This window comes from Haliscomenobacter sp., assembly GCF_033763495.1.
Lineage (GTDB): Bacteria > Bacteroidota > Bacteroidia > Chitinophagales > Saprospiraceae > Haliscomenobacter.
Genome location: NZ_JANRKL010000213.1, coordinates 1 through 17597 on the forward strand (window position 1 = coordinate 1; position 17597 = coordinate 17597).

At 46.0% G+C, this 17597-nt stretch carries 13 protein-coding genes; 4 read left to right on the forward strand and 9 right to left on the reverse strand.

All coding sequences use genetic code 11. From position 1 onward, the window contains the following. Positions 1–221: 221 nt before the first annotated feature. Complete coding sequence (locus SFV55_RS25065) at positions 222–1082, reverse strand: septal ring lytic transglycosylase RlpA family protein (protein ID WP_320032319.1); 861 nt, start codon at positions 1080–1082, stop codon at positions 222–224. Positions 1083–1207: 125 nt separating this feature from the next. Continuing rightward, positions 1208–1846, reverse strand: coding sequence for a LysE family transporter (locus SFV55_RS25070; RefSeq protein ID WP_320032320.1), 639 nt, complete (start codon positions 1844–1846; stop codon positions 1208–1210). A gap of 169 nt (positions 1847–2015) precedes the next feature. On the opposite strand from SFV55_RS25070, the gene mnmA reads away from it, so the two are divergent. The 3 genes from mnmA (at position 2016) to SFV55_RS25085 (ending at position 5879) form a co-directional block, all read left to right on the forward strand. Further along, positions 2016–3152 (forward strand): tRNA 2-thiouridine(34) synthase MnmA, encoded by a 1137-nt coding sequence (gene mnmA / locus SFV55_RS25075; protein WP_320032321.1) that lies wholly within the window; start codon positions 2016–2018, stop codon positions 3150–3152. Beyond that, entirely contained in the window at positions 3145–3657 is a 513-nt protein-coding gene (gene rimM, locus SFV55_RS25080) for a ribosome maturation factor RimM (RefSeq protein WP_320032322.1), read from the forward strand. Before mnmA ends, rimM begins: the two co-directional genes overlap by 8 nt. Before the next feature lie 62 nt (positions 3658–3719). Continuing rightward, a complete protein-coding gene (locus tag SFV55_RS25085) occupies positions 3720–5879 on the forward strand; it encodes a S9 family peptidase (protein WP_320032323.1) in 2160 nt (719 codons plus the stop codon). Positions 5880–5971: 92 nt separating this feature from the next. Here SFV55_RS25085 and SFV55_RS25090 read toward each other — a convergent pair whose 3' ends face one another. From SFV55_RS25090 to SFV55_RS25120, 7 genes are all read right to left on the reverse strand, one after another. Then, positions 5972–6997, reverse strand: coding sequence for an LLM class flavin-dependent oxidoreductase (locus SFV55_RS25090; RefSeq protein WP_320032324.1), 1026 nt, complete (start codon positions 6995–6997; stop codon positions 5972–5974). Between the two features lie 142 nt (positions 6998–7139). Further along, positions 7140–8564: an alginate export family protein gene (locus SFV55_RS25095; RefSeq protein ID WP_320032325.1), complete on the reverse strand. Its 1425-nt coding sequence runs from the start codon at positions 8562–8564 to the stop codon at positions 7140–7142. Positions 8565–8684: 120 nt separating this feature from the next. Beyond that, complete coding sequence (locus SFV55_RS25100; RefSeq protein WP_320032326.1) at positions 8685–9365, reverse strand: hypothetical protein; 681 nt, start codon at positions 9363–9365, stop codon at positions 8685–8687. 225 nt (positions 9366–9590) lie between these two features. Next, positions 9591–10862: an alpha/beta hydrolase gene (locus SFV55_RS25105; RefSeq protein ID WP_320032327.1), complete on the reverse strand. Its 1272-nt coding sequence runs from the start codon at positions 10860–10862 to the stop codon at positions 9591–9593. Positions 10863–11075: 213 nt separating this feature from the next. Further along, positions 11076–12677, reverse strand: a complete 1602-nt coding sequence (locus tag SFV55_RS25110) for an OmpA family protein (RefSeq protein ID WP_320032328.1) — start codon at positions 12675–12677, stop codon at positions 11076–11078. A 149-nt stretch (positions 12678–12826) separates the two neighbouring features. Beyond that, complete coding sequence (locus tag SFV55_RS25115) at positions 12827–16012, reverse strand: AsmA-like C-terminal region-containing protein (protein ID WP_320032329.1); 3186 nt, start codon at positions 16010–16012, stop codon at positions 12827–12829. A gap of 179 nt (positions 16013–16191) precedes the next feature. Continuing rightward, complete coding sequence (locus SFV55_RS25120; RefSeq protein ID WP_320032330.1) at positions 16192–16839, reverse strand: porin family protein; 648 nt, start codon at positions 16837–16839, stop codon at positions 16192–16194. A gap of 127 nt (positions 16840–16966) precedes the next feature. Between SFV55_RS25120 and yihA the strand changes: the two genes are divergently transcribed. Continuing rightward, positions 16967–17587 (forward strand): ribosome biogenesis GTP-binding protein YihA/YsxC, encoded by a 621-nt coding sequence (gene yihA, locus SFV55_RS25125; RefSeq protein ID WP_413776741.1) that lies wholly within the window; start codon positions 16967–16969, stop codon positions 17585–17587. Positions 17588–17597 lie beyond the last annotated feature (10 nt).

The window sequence follows — 17597 nt, forward strand, 5'->3', positions numbered from 1 at the left end:
GCCCCAAGACTGAACGTTTGCCTCGGACAAAGTAGCCACCGTAGCAACTAACGTAGGATTCCAGTTTTTTTCAGTCATCTTTTTTTGATTTAAACCCCATAAATTTACTATATTTCTAATCTGACAAAGTAGAATTAGGTGGTAAAAAAATACGTCCTGCTCCGCAGGCTTTTTTCTTCACCACCTAAGAAACCTTAGGCACTAAAGGAATCGATAGAGTGCTACTTGAGCTCCGCCAAATTCACCACGAATCCATCGATCCGCTTCTTCTTCAAGTTGTTGTCGTAAGCTTTAGCACTACCCTCAGTGTCAAATGGCCCCAGGATAACCCGGAATTTTTTCCCACCATCCATGCTGATCAAGATGTTGTCGAACCACTTGCCCTGCAGTTCAGCTACTTTTTCCATCATACTCTCATATGAGCTTACTGAAGCTACCTGAACCCCAAAACCCTTTTTATCAGAGTGGGCAATGGCTATTTTGAACAGGCCACTGGTCCCCAGGTCGCCACGAACCAGTTTGTTTTTGTCTACCTGTAACTTCGTATTCGGTTTCACTGGGGTAGCAACCACTTCCACTTTTTTCTCCGCAACTATTGCAGGGGCGGGTTTAGTTTCAACGGGAGGTGGAGGAGTGTTGATCGCCGTAGTAGTAGGTTTTGCCGCTTCTTCCGTATTTACAGTCGGCACTGCAATCGGAGCTGTTTTGGGCTCTTCTTTTTGCGCTACCTCCTGGCCTAGGACCTCCACTTTTACCTCAACTGGGCCATCGCTGAGCATGCCCAATTGTTTGGCGGCAACATAAGACAATTCCACAATCCGACCTTTGAGATAAGGCCCCCGGTCGTTGACCCGCACAATAACTGATTTCTTTGTATCCAGTCGAGTTACCCTCAGGCGGGTGCCCAGTGGGTGCATTTTATGTGCCGCAGTCATTTTGTTGCGATCGTAAAGCTCTCCATAAGCGGTCTCGCTACCATGATATTCATCGGAATAGTAGGAAGCATAACCAAATTCTTGCGCGCTCAATACTGAAGCACAGAGCGACAGTACCAGCAAAAAAGCAAATGTGATTGATCTCATGTGGAATATCAGGTTTATTCGGTACATAAACGACCATGAAGCCCCAATTTATACTTAGGACGCATGGAAAGTAGTCAAATATAGAATAAATGTTGGATTTTTCCAAACAAAGGACTTTCGGAAAACTACTGCGCCATTACCTCTTTCATCCCTTGAAAAAGGCCGATACCGATCAAAATGACTCCAATGATTTTGTTCATCCATTGACTCACAAAGGCTGCGCGCCGCACAATCAATTGACTTAGAAATGCATAAAACAATAACGTGAGCAATTTGCCACAAGCTACTCCGGCCAAAAAGATGCACAAAAAGAACAAAGGTGGGTGTGCTGAAATATCTAGGTATTCGGCCGATTTTAAAAATGCCAGGATGAAAATCCAAAAGGGGATGGCCTGAGGGTTTGCAATGGCAACCAGCAAACCATGCAAAAAGTCATTTTCTTTAATCTTTCGTTTCTTTTCCTGGCTTCCAGCAGGTTTTCTGCAGAAAAAAACCAAACCCAGGGCTACGAAGAAAACAACCACAAAGGCTTTAACCCATAGATTGTGCTGCAAAAGTGCTTGAACCGTTGGGTTAAAACGTATGGCAATAAAGGATTGTGGGATTTCGATCAAAGCAGCCGCTACTGAAAAATGAAATGCAGCTCGCCAACTGCGGTTGATGGTGGTATCAACTACGGATAGGTTGATGGGGCCGAAGGGCAAAGTACCAACAATACTAGCCAACATGCTTAGTAAAAACACCAGAGCGGGTGATGGCTCCATTCTTCTTTTTTTGAATAAAGTGATAAAACAACCGGGAGGCAAAATTAAACTCCTCCGGTGCAAAAGTCTACTTTTTTTAACTATTAAACGAAGTCCTTTTTGTCCTATTGCGAACTTTTGGGTCGATAAATTTGTAATTTTGCCGGGATATTTTTTCAAAAATCAACTAATGAGTAAACACGGAAAGGTTTTAGTGGCCATGAGTGGAGGAATCGATAGTACCGTCACGGCGATGTTGCTCCACGAGGAAGGATACGAAGTGATTGGCATTACCATGAAAACCTGGGACTATGCCAATTCTGGCGGGTCGAAAAAAGAAACCGGTTGTTGTAGTCTCGATTCCATCAACGATGCCCGCGAAGTGGCGGTCAGTATGGGTTTCCATCATTTCATCATCGACATTCGAGATGAATTTGGTGATTTTGTAATTGACAATTTTGTTGAAGAATACATTGCCGGGCGTACCCCCAATCCATGTGTATTGTGCAATACCCACATCAAATGGAGCGCACTGCTGAAACGTGCGAATTCACTGGATTGTGAGTTCATTGCTACAGGGCATTACGCTCAGATTAAGGAGTTGAATGGCCGAAAATACATCAGCAAAGGGGCCGATCCACACAAGGACCAGTCTTATGTGTTGTGGGGTTTGAGCCAGGAGGCGCTGCACCGTACCCAATTCCCGGTAGGCAAGTTCACCAAACCGGAAGTCCGGCAAATTGCCTTTGACTCTGGCTACGCCGAATTATCCAAAAAATCGGAGAGTTACGAAATTTGTTTTGTACCTGATAACGATTACCGGGGTTTCCTCAAACGCCGCCTGCCCGATCTTGAAGAACAGGTTAAAGGAGGCAACTTCGTCAATACCAAAGGTGAGGTCATCGGCAAACATGAAGGATATCCTTTTTATACCATCGGCCAGCGCAAAGGTTTGGGGGTAGCATTCGGCCAACCAATGTTTGTTACCGAAATTCGCCCAGAAAGCAACACCGTAGTACTCGGGGAGTTGGATGAACTGATCCGCAATAGCATGAGCGTATATCAAGTCAACTCCATGAAATACGATCGAATTCCTGATGGACTTGAGGCTTTGACCAAAGTACGCTATAAAGATGCCGGAACCATGAGCCAATTGAACAATATCCCCGATGGGCGCATCTCCGTAGAGTTTTTTGCCAATGTGAGTGGCATTGCTCCAGGGCAATCGGCCGTATTTATGGAAGGTGATGATGTGATTGGAGGCGGAATCATCTATAAAGAAGTACCACAAATCCTCAGGAACGGAAATGAAATAACGCATGGATAAGTACATTGCCATTGGTCGAGTCAGCAAAACCCACGGGGTAGATGGCGCACTAAAACTAAAAATCAAGGATCGGTATTGGGATGATTTTGCGGAAGCAAAAGTGCTGTTTGTGGAATCGGCTGGAAAGGTAGTGCCTTATTTCATCGAAGAGTTTCGTGGAGGCCTCGACCCGATCGTCAAATTTGAAGATTTGAACCAACGCGAACTGGCCCAAGCCCTTAGTGGCAAGGAACTTTTTATGCGGGAAAGCGACTTGTTGCCAGAAGCTGCCGAGGCCAATGTAGAGCAATACGAACGTTTTGAAGGCTATTTATTGCAGGATGTGGAATTGGGTGACTTAGGTGCCATTGAAGAAGTGGTTGAATCTCCAGGGCAATACCTGGCTTTTCTAGAATACCAGGGGCGCGAGGTAAGTGTACCTCTAAATCCTGTTTTTATCAAATCGGTAGACCACAAAGGAAAAAAAGTGCTGGTGGATTTACCGGAAGGCTTATTAGACTTATAGTTTTTATTATTTTGGGGTTACCTTAGTGTTCATCAATATTCCTAATCATAGTAAGACCATACATGAAAAGCATCCACACTCACTTGCTGCTGTTTTTGTTTTCCATTCAAGCCATCAGCGTATTTGCCCAAAACGGCACCCAAAAAATCCTGGTCACGGATCTTACCCGTATCAAACAAGTAGTATCGGTCGCTGCTTCACCCGATGGAAATAAGGCGCTGTATACCTTACGAACCATTGAGCCCAATGCCGAGAACAAACTGGAGTACGACTACCGCAATCACCTGTACCTGGTTGACTTACAAGCCAATGCTGCTCCCCGCGCCTTAACCCGGGGTGCTGAAAGTGTTTCCAGTCCGGTATTTTCACCCGATGGCAAAACAGTTGCTTTTGCAAGGGCAGTAAAAGGTAAGTCCCAAATTTTTATTTTACCCCTGGACGGCGGCGAAGCCTGGCAATTGACTGATGTATCTTATGGCGCCGGGAATCCCCGCTTTTCACCAGATGGGCGAAAAATCCTCTTTAGTGTTTCCCTCAATTTGAGCACTTTGCTCAAGGACACCATTTTAAATCCAGGCAAAGGAGTTCCCGGTTGGTCGCTTGAAAAACCCGGGTTTCCAAAAAACGAATTTTTAAACCGCGATAAAAAAATCAAACCCGATCCCGATGGGAACCTGGAAGAAATCCGCGCCTACCTCGATAAAGATGTGGAAGACCGCAAGGCCAAGGTATTCAATCGCCTTAACTTCCAGGGCGAAGCCACAGTAGAGCCTGAAATTCAATTCAATCATCTCTTTGTGATTGAGGTTAAGGAAGGTGCCAAGGCCAGCCCGGTCACAAAAGGTTTTTGGTCGTATGGTCAGGGCAATTGGTCGGCTGATGGCCAGCGCATTTGGGCCGTAACGGGAAAAGACCGCAACCAACACCCCGACCGGGAGCAGGAATCCACCATTGTCAGTATGAACCTGCAAGGAGGGGATGAAAAAACCGTCCTGGCCGAAAGCGGCAAATCTTTTGGTGGCTATAGTCTCTCCCCCGATGGCAGTACCTTAGCGGCCATCATGTCGACGCCAAATTTGTTGTCATTCAGCCAATTGGTTCTGGCTAATGCCAACGGCAGCAACCTGCAAATTGTACCTTTCGACCGTACTCCTAGTGGCGCCAACTGGTCAACTGATGGCAAATACATTTACCTGACTGCGCCCTCTAATGGTGGTTCACCAGTGTACCGCGTCGACGCCAAAACCCGTACAGTTGAACGTTTGAGTGATTTTGACACCGGCATCAACGCTTTTGACCTGACGAGCAACAAGGTGGTCTACAGCAAAACGGATGTCTTGAATCCTTCCGAGCTTTTTTACGCTGACCTGAACATGAAAAACCCCGTTCAACTCAGCCGTCACAATGAAGCCTGGCTGAAGGACAAAAAACTCAGTTTGCCGGAAAAACGGGTATATACCAACACGAAAGGCCAAAAAGTAGAGTATTGGATCATGAAGCCAACGTTCATGGAAGCTGGCAAAAAGTATCCTTTGCTGCTGCAACTACACGGCGGCCCCACCGCCATGTGGGGACCTGGTGAGTTTTCGATGTGGCATGAGTTCCAATATTTTTGTTCGCAAGGTTATGGTGTAGTGTATCCCAACCAAAGGGGTTCAGGCGGTTATGGCAAGGATTTTCAGTTTTCCAATTACCGCGACTGGGGCCCTGGCCCACAGGAGGATGCCCTAGCTGCCTGCACCGATGCGGCCAAAGCCCCTTGGGTAGATACTGCCAAACAAGTGATTACGGGCGGTTCTTATGCGGGTTACCTTACCGCCTGGATCATCGCGCACGATCACCGCTTCAAAGCTGCTTTTGCCCAGCGGGGAGTATATGACCTGACCACTTTTATGGGCGAAGGCAATGCCTGGCGCCTGGTGCCCAATTATTTCGGCCTGCCCTGGGAAGAGGAAAAAACCACTGAAATCGACGCTGAATCACCCTACAGCTACGTGAATAAAATCCGTACTCCGTTTTTGATCAAACACGGCGAAAATGACTTGCGCACCGGAGTGATCCAATCACAGATGATGTTCCGCAGTTTGAAATACCTGGAAAAAGATGTGGAATATGTCCTGATGCCAGGCGGCACCCACGAGTTGAGTCGCTCAGGAAATGTGCGCCAAAGGATCGACCGGATGTTGAGAATTTACGAGTTTTTTGAACGATACATCCGCTAGAGACAAGGCCTTGGGTTCATAATTATTTTTGATGCATTCAGGTTGAGAGAGGTTAAAAATGCGGGTGATTTTTAACCTCTCTCGACTTTAATCTATCCTTTTTTCACCAGCGTTGCCAGCTCTCCAATCAACTCAATAGACCGCAACAGCTTGCTTTGGGGCAAGGCTGCATTGTCCATTTGAAAAGTCAAACGGGAAATGCCACCCAACGCCTCGCTGTGGCGCAGGATCTTTTCGGCGACCTCTTCTGGCCCCCCCACCAACAATGCTCCGTGATGCCCGGCTTGTACTTCAAACTGAGGCCGGGTCACCGGTGGCCAGCCCCGCTCCTTGCCGATCCGCGTGAATACCTCAGCATAGCCGGGAAAAAACTCATCGCGTGCATCCTTACTCGTTTCCCCAACATACCCCAGAGAGTGTAGCCCCACAGTCAAGTCTTCTGGTTTAAAACCTGCGGCTGCCCCAGCCTGACGATACAAGTCGATCAGGGGGCGGAAACGCCGGGTTTCACCGCCAATAATGGCCACCATCAAAGGTAGCCCCAGGCTTCCCGCGCGGATGAAGGACTGTGGCGTTCCTCCCACCCCCAGCCAGATGGGCAATTTTGGCTGAACCGGGCGTGGGTAAATCTCCGCTTCTTCCAGTGCTGGGCGAAACTTCCCTTTCCAACTAACCACTTCATTGTCGCGGATGTGCAACAACAGGTTCAATTTTTCTGCAAAAAGGGCATCGTAATCCTGCAGATTAAAGCCAAAGAGTGGATAAGCTTCAATGAAAGAGCCTCGCCCGGCTACGATCTCGGCTCTTCCTCTGGAGATGATGTCCAGACTGGCAAAATTTTGGAACACCCGCACCGGGTCAGCAGCACTCAATACCGTGACTGCGCTGGTCAGGCGAATGCGCTTAGTCATGGCCGCAGCTGCGGAAAGAATGGTGATGGGGGCCGAGTCCAAAAACTCTTTGCGGTGGTGTTCACCAATGCCAAATACGTCTAATCCAACCTGATCCGCGCGTTGTACGCGTTCCAGTAGGTCGGCCATTGCTTGCATGTTTTTGTTGGGGTCGCTGGCCGATCCGCTAAAATGGGCGGCGGCAAAACTATCAATGCCTATTTCCATGTTGTGGTGTCCTGGTTTTGTGTAGAGATAAAATGAGATGAGGACGGAATTGGTTGATGGTGGTGAAGAGAAAACTTGCTTCGCAGGGTATTTTTCACCACCTAAGGAACCAGAGACACAAAAGTGGTACCAAAGATTTCTTCTAAATCCGCAAAGCCATCATCAAATAAAAACGGATCATCGTTTTATCCGTCCCATTCACTGCCGTAAAATACTCTCCTGTTTTAAATGCGGAAGTGGAAAACTGGAAATTCAGATTGTGATTGTAGTAATAATTGAGGTACCAATCGCCACCTATACCAATGAATTTATTGATCGTGTTGAGCCGATTCAAATTTTCAAGGGTAATTACGCCACTGGCACGATCCTTTGACTCCAGGACTTGTGCCATCACTCCATGCACCCCAGACGATACCAGTCTGCCCAGTTTCCAATCCAGGTGAAAGGTTACAGCCTGAACGTTTGACCCTTTGAAGGCATCGATGTACCCGAAGCGGCGGTGTTCATTTTGCCACAACACATTGTAGGATTTCAGCTGATTGTCCGCCGTATTGTCATCGCCGCTGGCACGGTAGTAGGCCAGGCTCGCGTTGAGTTTGCCGCTTGTAGAGGTGTAACCTGCGCTAAATTCGGTAGCATAGGCATTGAGGGTTCCGGTGATGTTGGGGTTGAGGATGTCTTTTGCCGTCCCGGTTTGCAGGATGAGTTCGGCAGAATATTTGAAGTTGCCCAAGTGTCCGAAGGCGCGCACATCGGGCATGAATACCGAAGTCCGCCACCCACTGTTGTACTGATCGATGATAAAAGGCAGGTTGGCATCAATATTAAATGCCTCGGAAAAATTGAAGGTATTAAACGTAGCCAGGAAAATGGGGTGGTTCCAGTCGAAGTTGGCAGCAGGCGGGGCTGGTTGGTAGAGTTGTACCCACATCAAGTCGCTGGTCACCCGATTTTTTTTGTAGCGGAGCCTTACACTTTCAAAACTGCGGCCTTTGATGAAATCATCATCGCCAACCAGGATTTCGTTGCCGTATTTGCCCAGGGACATGCGGCCAAAACGCAGGGCCAGGTTGCTGTTGCGGCCCAGTTTTTTCAAGTCCACGTAACCTTCATATAGGGTCAGGTTGGGGTCCAAGGGGCCCAAACTGCGGGTGTAAATGCCGTAGGATTGCAGACTAAAAACCATATCCACGTTTTTGGGCAAGGAAAGTTTGGCCCCAAAATCACCACGTAGGTAAAAATTAAGATGGCCGGTATCTACTGCCAGGCCAGCCCCTTTGTAATTCAGGGTGCCTTCGGGCAGGAAGAAAAAATTGACTTGTGGGGTGAATTGAAGTTTGTTGGTGGAAAGGATAGCGGGATTGGATGCAGCCGAAGTATCCTTAGGTAGGTATTGAATGATGCCGTCAGCAGGTAGAATGGAATGTGCCGCTTCGTTGGGGTTTTGAGCCTGTAATTGGATAAAAATTTGCAGCAGGCCAAAAATCAATAGGCATTTTTGGCATATTTTTTTAGTCTGTTTGAGTATAAAATGCGGCAGTGCATTCAGCGTGGCAATGGTTTTCATGGCAATTGGTTTTGGTGCGTTAAAATTGAATGGTGTAAAGGTCGGCAATTGACACACCAAATTCATCCTCCTAAAGGGGGAGATCGAAAAAATGCCACTGAATGGGGAGTTTACTGAAAATCAATCTCTTTGCCGTTCAAATTCATCCATACTTTGGACATAATGTGGCTTGATGCGGTACAAAAGGCAATATTCAAACAACAAGAGATGGCTCAATAAAAAAAGCAAAGAGAGCCACAACCAGGTATCCTGCTTCAATTGGACAATCAGCATAACAAAAACGCCCTGAATGAAAATAGAATAACCAGCCCATTTGTAGTATTTTTTGGTCAGTTCTCCATGCCGAATGGCGTTCTTTTTGCTCATGATGTTGGCAAACAAATCCACCTCCAGGCGCCAGGCGGCGGCCAAATAGGGAAAAGAGCCCGACATTAGAAAAATGGCAAAGCCAAGCGTCCAATCTTCCATTCTCATGTCAGTCAAATCCGTTTTGATGGTCAAATAAGAAATGAGGACAAACTGTGCTACCCCGACTAAAAAGGGCACCAGCGTATCAATGATGTTGGGGAACCAGCGTAGGAAAAAAATGCTGATGGCATAATGGTGCCAGATCGTAAAAATGATCAGCAACATCAGCAGGATAGGCAACAAATGGATGTCCAACCAAGGGTTCCCTGCAACCTCAACATAGGTCAAAAAAATAGGCACCAGTTGGGACAACGCAATGCCCTGGAGCAAGGAAATGACGGCGAGGTAGATGTTGGGGAAGTAGTCAGCGATGAGTTCGGATTTTTTGGACATGGGTGGGTTTGGGTTGTGGTTAGGTATATGCGGAACAATACCACCTTATTGATTGCAATCCGGCTTGGTTGGGTAAAAGTATTGAATAAACGGACTCAAATGTTCATCGAAAATTGCGGATCCATAAATTTTCAACTTGTGTCTAAGCTCCAGAGCAGCCTATTGGTGTATACGCCAATAGGTTGCTCTAGTGTCAAACAACAAGGTATTGTTATACCCCCGAACTTACGGTTTACCTGTAAACCGCCTTTCAAAGAAGTTTTCGATGGCTATTAAGGTCAATTCGCGGTTTTGAACATTTGCGTCGTATCCTCCGGGTGAGACAAAAAGGTTACTTTTGGGCAAATGTTTAATGATTTCCAGGCTGTGGCTCAGGCGAACAAGTCCATCCCAGTCAACATTGATTAAAAGGACTTCAGCTTGGATTTTTTCAAGGTCAGAAAAAGAAATCTGAGGTGTATTTAGAATTAGGTTTAACCGATTGTGGTTGCGTTCCTCTTTCTCTTTTTCCATAGAATTTTTGAGCAACTGATGTGCCCAAGGCTCAATTCCAAAAGTATCAGATCGAACATAAAATTCGTCAATGGCCATTTTTTTGACTTTATCGGGAAACTTTTGGGCCAAATAAAAGCCAATTTGGTCACTAGCGATGATGTAGGCAGAATCTACACCTTGTTTTTTGAGCACCTCGTTGACATCAGAGGCCATCAACTCAAAAGAAAGTGCTTGCCCCTTGCTCCAATTTTTTGGGGAGTTTCGTGGTTCAATGACTATAATTTGGTATTTTTTATTCAGAAAATACTCTATTTCGCTGACCAATCCTGGCATCCCCCAACCATTTGCAGGTAAAAGCACTAAAGGCTTCCCTTCTCCGTAAACCTCATAATAAATTCGAGCACCATTCACTTCAGCTAGTTTCCCAGCTGCTTTATTAAATCCATAACTTGGCACCCCTTTGCCTAAAATCTCAAGGTATTGTCCTGATTTTGAACTTCCGCCTTTAATTGTTGTAGCCGAAAATTTGTTGTTAATCCCCGAGGTTCCTCCTTGAACCCCTTGCACAAATGGCTCAGTTTTTCCATCTTCAAAATCTTCAGAAAAAATGGTTTTCCATTCCCCTTTGCGCGTTTCTACTTCCAATTTGAAATCATCGTAGGAAAATTTACCATCAAATTCACATAAGGCTCCAAATGAAATTTTGACCGCCCCAGAATCAATTATTCCATCAATTTGATAAGGTTTCCATGCTTTATTTCGGATTGGTCTATTCCGCATATTTTCGAAAAAACCCATCTTTGTTGGTTTATTAATTCTAATCCACATTCTTGCATTTGCACTATCGTGGGCTATCTCTGCCTTAATCATCGCTTTCAAGCGGAATGGCAATCCTTCCAATCCTTTAGCTGGAATTGAAGTACTGTACGACACCCAATTTTGTGCCTTTACATGAGCATTTAACAAAAAAATAAAGCAGATAAAGAGAGAAATCTTTTTCATATTTTTTTAATTTTTGATGAGGAATTTCCATTACCCCGTATAGTAGAAGAGTCTTTGTCAACAAAATTAATTTAATTCTTCACTAATAATCAATTCAATATACTCATTCTAAATTAAAAAGCAAATCATGTTTATTTGCATTTCGCCTCCAAAAATGGAGTGTGCTTAGAAATGGGTTCGACTAAAAAAAATGTGCTCATTTGATGCAGACCCTCACAACACCTCCAACACCACCTCTACCCTTCTATTCTTGGCCTTATTCCCATCCGAATCATTTGCCACAGCGGGCACCGACTCTCCTTTAGCTGCAATCTTGGCCTTAAGCCCTTGGCTGGCAAAAAAATCAGCCACTGCTTTGGCCCTGCGCTCCGACAATTTTTGGTTGTAATCAGAGGAGCCCGCATCATCGGTATGGCCGATGATGGTCAAGGTGTAACTGCCAGCCTTTTTAGCAGCTTCGGCAATCGCCAATAAATCTGCCCGGCTACTTTCATTGATGACAGCCTGATCAAAAGCAAAGAGGATGATGGAAGACATCGATTGGCTTGGCGTCTTCTCGACCACTACAGGCTTGGGGTTTTCTGGCTCCGGTTCCGGGGCTGCGGCCGGGTCTACCTCAAAAGAAATTTCCAGAACTTCGGGCGTATTTTCATCAATGATCACTTTTTTTTCAATCGAAGGGTAGCCTTCCATAAAATTCACCCGCAGGGTATATTCGCCAGGATAACGGGGCAGTGACATAGAGTATTCACCACTTAGGCCATTGCTGCGGGCTTTGGTCAAAACATCTTCCGTTTCATCAAAGCGGAAGAACAGGTTGGATTCCAAGGCGCCTTTCCCTTTTTCCCGAACCGTCCCGTTGATAACAATCACCGCTTCGGGTTTGATGCGGGCATCTACGTTATTTCCTAAATTGGCATAATAAATGTCGCCTTCCTGCACGAAATATACATCATTGCGGGGGGCATCTAGGACAAAACCATAGTCCTCGTTTGGGGTATTGAAAGGTTTACCGATGTTGATCAACTCTCCGGTAGTTGCGCCACCTTCGAGCGTTGTTTTAAAAATATCCAGCTTGCCAAAACCACCCCAGCCATCAGAGGCGAAATAGAGGGTTTTGCTATCGGCCCCAATGAATACCGAACGTTCGTCTCCACGGGTAGAAACATCCAGGCGTTCGGGCACGCTCCAGATGCCTTCTTCGTTTTTCCAACTGACAAACAAGTCCATAGGGCCATCGTACACCCGGCCACAGGCGAGGACCATCACTCGGCCATTGGGCGAGATGGACATCCCATCCGTGGCAGTAAATCCGGTACTTCGAAAAAAGCGAGTTATCCCACTACCCAGTCCCCGGGGGTTTTCCCAGTGCTCACCCCGGAGTTCGGCCTTGTAATAAGGGCCACCAGTAACCGCCCAATCATCACGCCAACTCTGGAAATACACCGTTTGACCATCCGCTGAAATATTGGGTTCATCTTCTCCGCTGTGGGTGTTGATGGGAGCTTGTAAACATTTTGGGGCAGCCCATTGGCCATTCTTTTTTTCAGCGTACCAAATGTCTCCATCATACTCGGGGCGGCCTTTGTAGCTGGTAGAGGATTGCGACCAGGCTTGTTGGCCACGGCCGCTCATGAAATACAAAAACCGACCATTGGGGGTAATGGACAGGTTGATATCGCGTTGTGGGGAGTTGAGCGAACTCAGGGCAGCTGGTTTGACGGGCCAATCGGGTAAGGTGGTGGCCTTTTTGGTGTCCTGTGCCAAAACTTGGATGGAGCAGAAAAGGAGTAGGGTAAAGTAGAGGGTACGCATATGCTGTAATTTCAGGTAAAATATATGCTACTGCTTGGGTGTACCTTAAGTGCCTGTGGTTTCTGGTGGTGAAAATAAGTCGCGTTCTTTTTCGCCACCTAAGAAACCACAGGCACTTAAGGTACACCTCAGCTGAGCAGCCAAAAGACTCAGTTTTTCTTCACTCCGGTTGTATCTGTAGCTGCCTTTTTCTTTTTAAATGGATTGAATTTCTCCAATTCATTTTTCACTTTATCCACCTCTTGCTGGGTTTTGCCTTTATCGATTACGTTGCCCAATTTTTCCTGGGCCTTTTTGCCCAAGGTATCCGCCACTTTGCCACCGATTTCTTTGCCAATTTTTTCACGGGCTTTGGCTTCCAGTTCGGCTTTTTTCTTGTCAATTTCCCGCTGTGCTGCATTGCGCAAGGAGTCGGCTGCTTTACCTGCCAGGTCTTTCGCTTTCGCTTCAGCTTCGGCCATTTTCTTTTTGGCCTCTTCCTCTAGTTTTTTCTTTTGAACGTCCAGTTCTTGGTCAACGGTATTTTTCACGGCATCGGTAACGACGGTTTTACCATCTCCAGCAAGCAGGTTAAACTGAGTTTTGGGATTGGTCACATTGCCTGTTAGGTTCACCAACACATTGACAAATTCCGACTCCTGCATTTGTACCCCGATTTTGGAAGCCTGTTGCTTGAGTTGTTTCCAACCCGTAGCGGCCAGCTTACCGGCGGGGTTTTGATCCAGGTATTTTTTTGGTATTTTGAGTTTTACGGTATAATCGATGTCCTGATTGATGGTGTGCCGTCCGGCGATCGTCATTTGGATGTCTTTCACCTTTACGTCAAAGGCACTCACATCAATCCCTCCTTCCCGAATAACTACCCAGTTTTTGGTATTCAGGAACATTTCTTTCTTGATTTCGGCAATATCCAGGGCCTGACCAATGGCGTCCAGGGGTTTAAACCCTTTCACCACACCGTTGACTGTTTCCAAAAAGCCCTTGGCGTCTACCGTACTCAGGTCGGGCATCATGTTGTCTTTCAGGTTGCCTTTTAGGACCAGATTGGTATTAAACACCCCAGTGATAAAAGCACCAATTGGCGCCAGGATGCGGAAGGAGTTAAAGGTTTTGAAGGTTTTTTGGAAATCCATTTTTGACATACCCAAACGCATGTTGTACAGTGGATTTTTTTCATTTTTGGTATCGTACAAGCCCTCAAAGCCAATGGATCCCCCCAGGGTATTGGCCGTGATGTCGTGCAATTCCACCGCTTTATCTGCTACTGCCAGGCTACCCTTGATGTTTTCGAGCGTCATGTTGGTGTACTGCACCTGTAAGGCATTCGCATTGATGTTGATATCGATGTTGTCGGGCACCAGGATGACCCCGTATTCTTCGGCGGGAGCTTCAGTTACAGGTACGCTGGATGGGGTACCCGTAAACTCGGTCATAAACTGGTTGAGATCCAGTTTATTGGAATTGAGGTTGATGTTTCCGCCCAAAGTGCCGCCTTTGAAGAGGTAGTCAAACACGTTGGTAATCGTGCCATTGACTGCAATGTCGCTATCCTGGATTTGTGTAGCTGCTGAACTGATGTTCATGCGATTGGGGCTGATTTGGCCCTTGGCCACACTATTGAGTAAGGTGTATTTATCGTACACCAATTTGTCTACCTGGGCATCAATTCCAAAATCGAAACGGTCAAAAATTTCCGCGGAGGTGGTAGTCGTCCCCGATCCCGAAAGGGAAGCTGCCGTAACGGTGCTGCTGCTTTCCTCGGCAGGAATCCATTCATTGGCGTCAAAATAGTGCGAGCGGGCACTCAAGTTGCCTGTCATGGTTTTGCTGGGTGAAAAGTAGGCCAAAATGTTGTTGATGCGGCCACTGGCCTGGAGATCACTTTTCCCCAATTTCCCTACGAAACGGCTCAAATCCACAAACTGAGGACTAAAACTCATCTGGGCGTCCTGGATGTTGACCACTGGCAAACCTGCTCCCCGGTATGCCATACCTTCAACCCGGGCATTGCCACGCATGTCCACACTTTCGTATTGTTGTTTTTCGACTTGGGATTGGCGGGCCCGCATCACCACATCAGCAGTGATTTTGCCACGCAAGTCTTCCAGACCTTCCATTGGAAATGCTTTGGCCAATTCAGCCAAATTGAGGATTCCTTTAACTTTTGCATCTACATCTGGATCGGACTTAGGTGTTTTGAGGATAAAGCGGGAATCAATCGGGTTGCTGCCAATTTTGAGGGCAAATTTGGAAAAATCAATCACCATTTGATCCAAATCACTACCAGGGCTGGCAATGCTGCCTTTGGCATTGATGTTGGCGATTGATAGCGGCAAATCGGGGTATTTCACCCGTCCGTTGTCAACACCTAAATTGATTTTGAATGCAGGCATTTGTTCGGTCACTGCATTGTAGGTGCCTTTCACCTTTCCATTTAGGGCAAATTTGCCGTCTACTTTCACCTGCTCATATCCTTGCAGGTAAGCGCCGGGAATAATGGAAAACAAATTTTTGAAATCATTTTCAGGCGCATTGAAGCTCAAATCCATCTTTACATTGTCCTCATCGGGCAATTGCAACCAACCATCCGCTTGCAAACGCAAGGCATTGACCAAAAGGTCGTTGTCTTTCAGGGTGTATTTACTTTGGTTTTGATCTACCTGAAAAATGGCATCCAGGGCAGTTTTGGCATTGCGGAGGTAACTCACCCCACCGTAAGTTACCGTTAAAGAATCTATTTCGGTTTGGGTATCAAGGTCGTAGATCATTGCAGTGAGGTCGCCGGAGCCGCTGTGGTTGAGGCCTTTGGCTGCTACATAAGCACCAATACTCGCATCATCGTAAATGAGGCTACCATTGTTGATGCGGTAGTCTTCCAGGTCTATTTTGAAATCAGTGGGTTCCGTAGTAGTGGTATCGTCGGTAGGTTTGGCTACGTTGTAGTTGGCCAGCCCTTCTTTGGTCACCAATACATGAATTTTGGGGTCATCTACGGTTACTGAGGTGATTTTGATCGGATTCATGCCATTCCAGACCGACCAAAAATCGAGTGTGAGCGTCATTTTTTTTACATCCGCCAGTTTTACTCCCTCGAAGGCGTCAATTCCCTCTATGGTAAAACTGTCCATACTCAAGCCCAAGTTGGGGAAAGTACTCAACATACTGAGATTGGCATCCGAAAAATCTACCTTGGCATTCAGGTTGGCATTGATGGCCTCCTTGGCCTTGGCCAAGATTTCATCTTTAAAAAAATAGGGGATTGCCAAAGCTGTTCCAACAAATAACAACAAAAGCACTCCAAGTGCTAACAACAATCTTTTCAGTATTTTTTTCATTTGGTCCTTGGTTTTTTATTTGGATGCAGAAAACCAGAAAAAGTCATATCAAAAGTAGCACAATTTAGTTAAAAAGTTGAAGAGTGGGCTACCGCAGAGACTTAGACTAGGTCCTCTTCAAAGCTGCTGCAGTAGCCCACTCTTCAACTCTTCAACTATTAAAGATTTCAACTTTCCAACTATTTTCTCCCTCCAAACAGCCAGCCAACCGTAAGATTGAACTGCGCCGGGCTTTGGTCAAACTGATACTGTTTGCCAAAAAAATTGATGTGCTCTCCAAATTTACTGAAATTCCCCTGGTAACGCAGGTCAATCATCAGGTTCCAGATGTCGAGGCCGCCCCCTACAACGTATCCAACCGTAAAGTCTTTGAAGTTTTGATCATAATCATCAAAATCAAACAGGTCGGAGGTGCTGTTGAGGAAAAAATTCCCTTGTGGCCCACCTTGCAGACGGAGAGGGCCAAGGCGGAAACCCACCATAACTGGGATGTCAAAATACTGATAACTTTCTTTCAAGATATCACCTGGAGTACCTGGCTGTCCCAAGTCATCGAGGGTGAAATTAACGGAATTAGAGCGGAAGTTGATTTCTGGTTGTAGAAATCCATCACCAATTTCTGCCCGGATCAAAAATCCAAAATTGACCCCATAGTTGGCATCTTCCAGTGCCAATTTGAGGCGGGTTACTCCACCGGCATCCAAAATTGCCAGGTTTTCCTGATTCAGACTGGAAGTCAATAAGCCCCCTTTTACACCAAAACGAATTTGACTGAAGCTCATTGTAGCCAAAGTCATCAAGCACAAAAACAAAGCGTACTTCTTCATGGTTTTAAGTTTTTATCCACGGGTAGTTTAATGAATATTTCAATCCCGTGCACTACAAAAGATGCAAATCTTACGCCAAACCACCATTAGTTATTACTTTTACCCCACAAAAAGAGGAACAGAAATGATGGAAATAGTGACAGCGGAGTTTAAGGGGAGTTTTCCTAGTCATTTGCAATGCCCCAAGGAGGAATTGCCAGAATTTGCATTTATTGGGCGATCCAACGTGGGTAAATCCTCTTTGATCAACATGTTGTGCAACAAAAAGGAGTTGGCGCATACCTCACAAAAACCCGGTAAGACCCAATTGTTGAATTATTACCTGATCAATCAACAATGGGCCATAGTCGATTTGCCAGGTTACGGATATGCCAAAATTTCCAAAATCAAACGTAAGGAATGGCAAAAAATGATCCAGGATTACCTGGTTTTGCGGCCTACCTTGTGTTGCGCTTTTGTACTGATCGATTCCAATATTCCGCCACAAACCGTGGATATTGATTTCATCAACTGGTTGGGGGAAATGCACATTCCATTTGTATTGGCATTCACCAAAACGGATCGGTTGAAGCCGCAGGAGATAGAGGAAAATATCCAGGCAGTGCAAAAAAAGCTGTTGGAATACTGGAATGAGTTGCCCCAGCAATTCTTCACCTCGGCCAGTAAAAACATCGGACGGGATGAAATTCTAAATTTTATTGATGGTTTAGCCGCAGAAGGGGCGCTGGAGATTAAAAAGAAAAAATGATGAAAGTTGA

Excerpts from the sequence above, each read along its gene's own strand:
- SFV55_RS25065 (WP_320032319.1), bottom strand. The coding sequence starts at position 1,082 with ATGAGATCAATCACATTTGCTTTTTTGCTGGTACTGTCGCTCTGTGCT.
- SFV55_RS25070 (WP_320032320.1), bottom strand. The coding sequence starts at position 1,846 with ATGGAGCCATCACCCGCTCTGGTGTTTTTACTAAGCATGTTGGCTAGT.
- mnmA (WP_320032321.1), top strand. The coding sequence starts at position 2,016 with ATGAGTAAACACGGAAAGGTTTTAGTGGCCATGAGTGGAGGAATCGAT.
- rimM (WP_320032322.1), top strand. The coding sequence starts at position 3,145 with ATGGATAAGTACATTGCCATTGGTCGAGTCAGCAAAACCCACGGGGTA.
- SFV55_RS25085 (WP_320032323.1), top strand. The coding sequence starts at position 3,720 with ATGAAAAGCATCCACACTCACTTGCTGCTGTTTTTGTTTTCCATTCAA.
- SFV55_RS25090 (WP_320032324.1), bottom strand. The coding sequence starts at position 6,997 with ATGGAAATAGGCATTGATAGTTTTGCCGCCGCCCATTTTAGCGGATCG.
- SFV55_RS25095 (WP_320032325.1), bottom strand. The coding sequence starts at position 8,564 with ATGAAAACCATTGCCACGCTGAATGCACTGCCGCATTTTATACTCAAA.
- SFV55_RS25100 (WP_320032326.1), bottom strand. The coding sequence starts at position 9,365 with ATGTCCAAAAAATCCGAACTCATCGCTGACTACTTCCCCAACATCTAC.
- SFV55_RS25105 (WP_320032327.1), bottom strand. The coding sequence starts at position 10,862 with ATGAAAAAGATTTCTCTCTTTATCTGCTTTATTTTTTTGTTAAATGCT.
- SFV55_RS25110 (WP_320032328.1), bottom strand. The coding sequence starts at position 12,677 with ATGCGTACCCTCTACTTTACCCTACTCCTTTTCTGCTCCATCCAAGTT.
- SFV55_RS25115 (WP_320032329.1), bottom strand. The coding sequence starts at position 16,012 with ATGAAAAAAATACTGAAAAGATTGTTGTTAGCACTTGGAGTGCTTTTG.
- SFV55_RS25120 (WP_320032330.1), bottom strand. The coding sequence starts at position 16,839 with ATGAAGAAGTACGCTTTGTTTTTGTGCTTGATGACTTTGGCTACAATG.
- yihA (WP_413776741.1), top strand. The coding sequence starts at position 16,967 with ATGGAAATAGTGACAGCGGAGTTTAAGGGGAGTTTTCCTAGTCATTTG.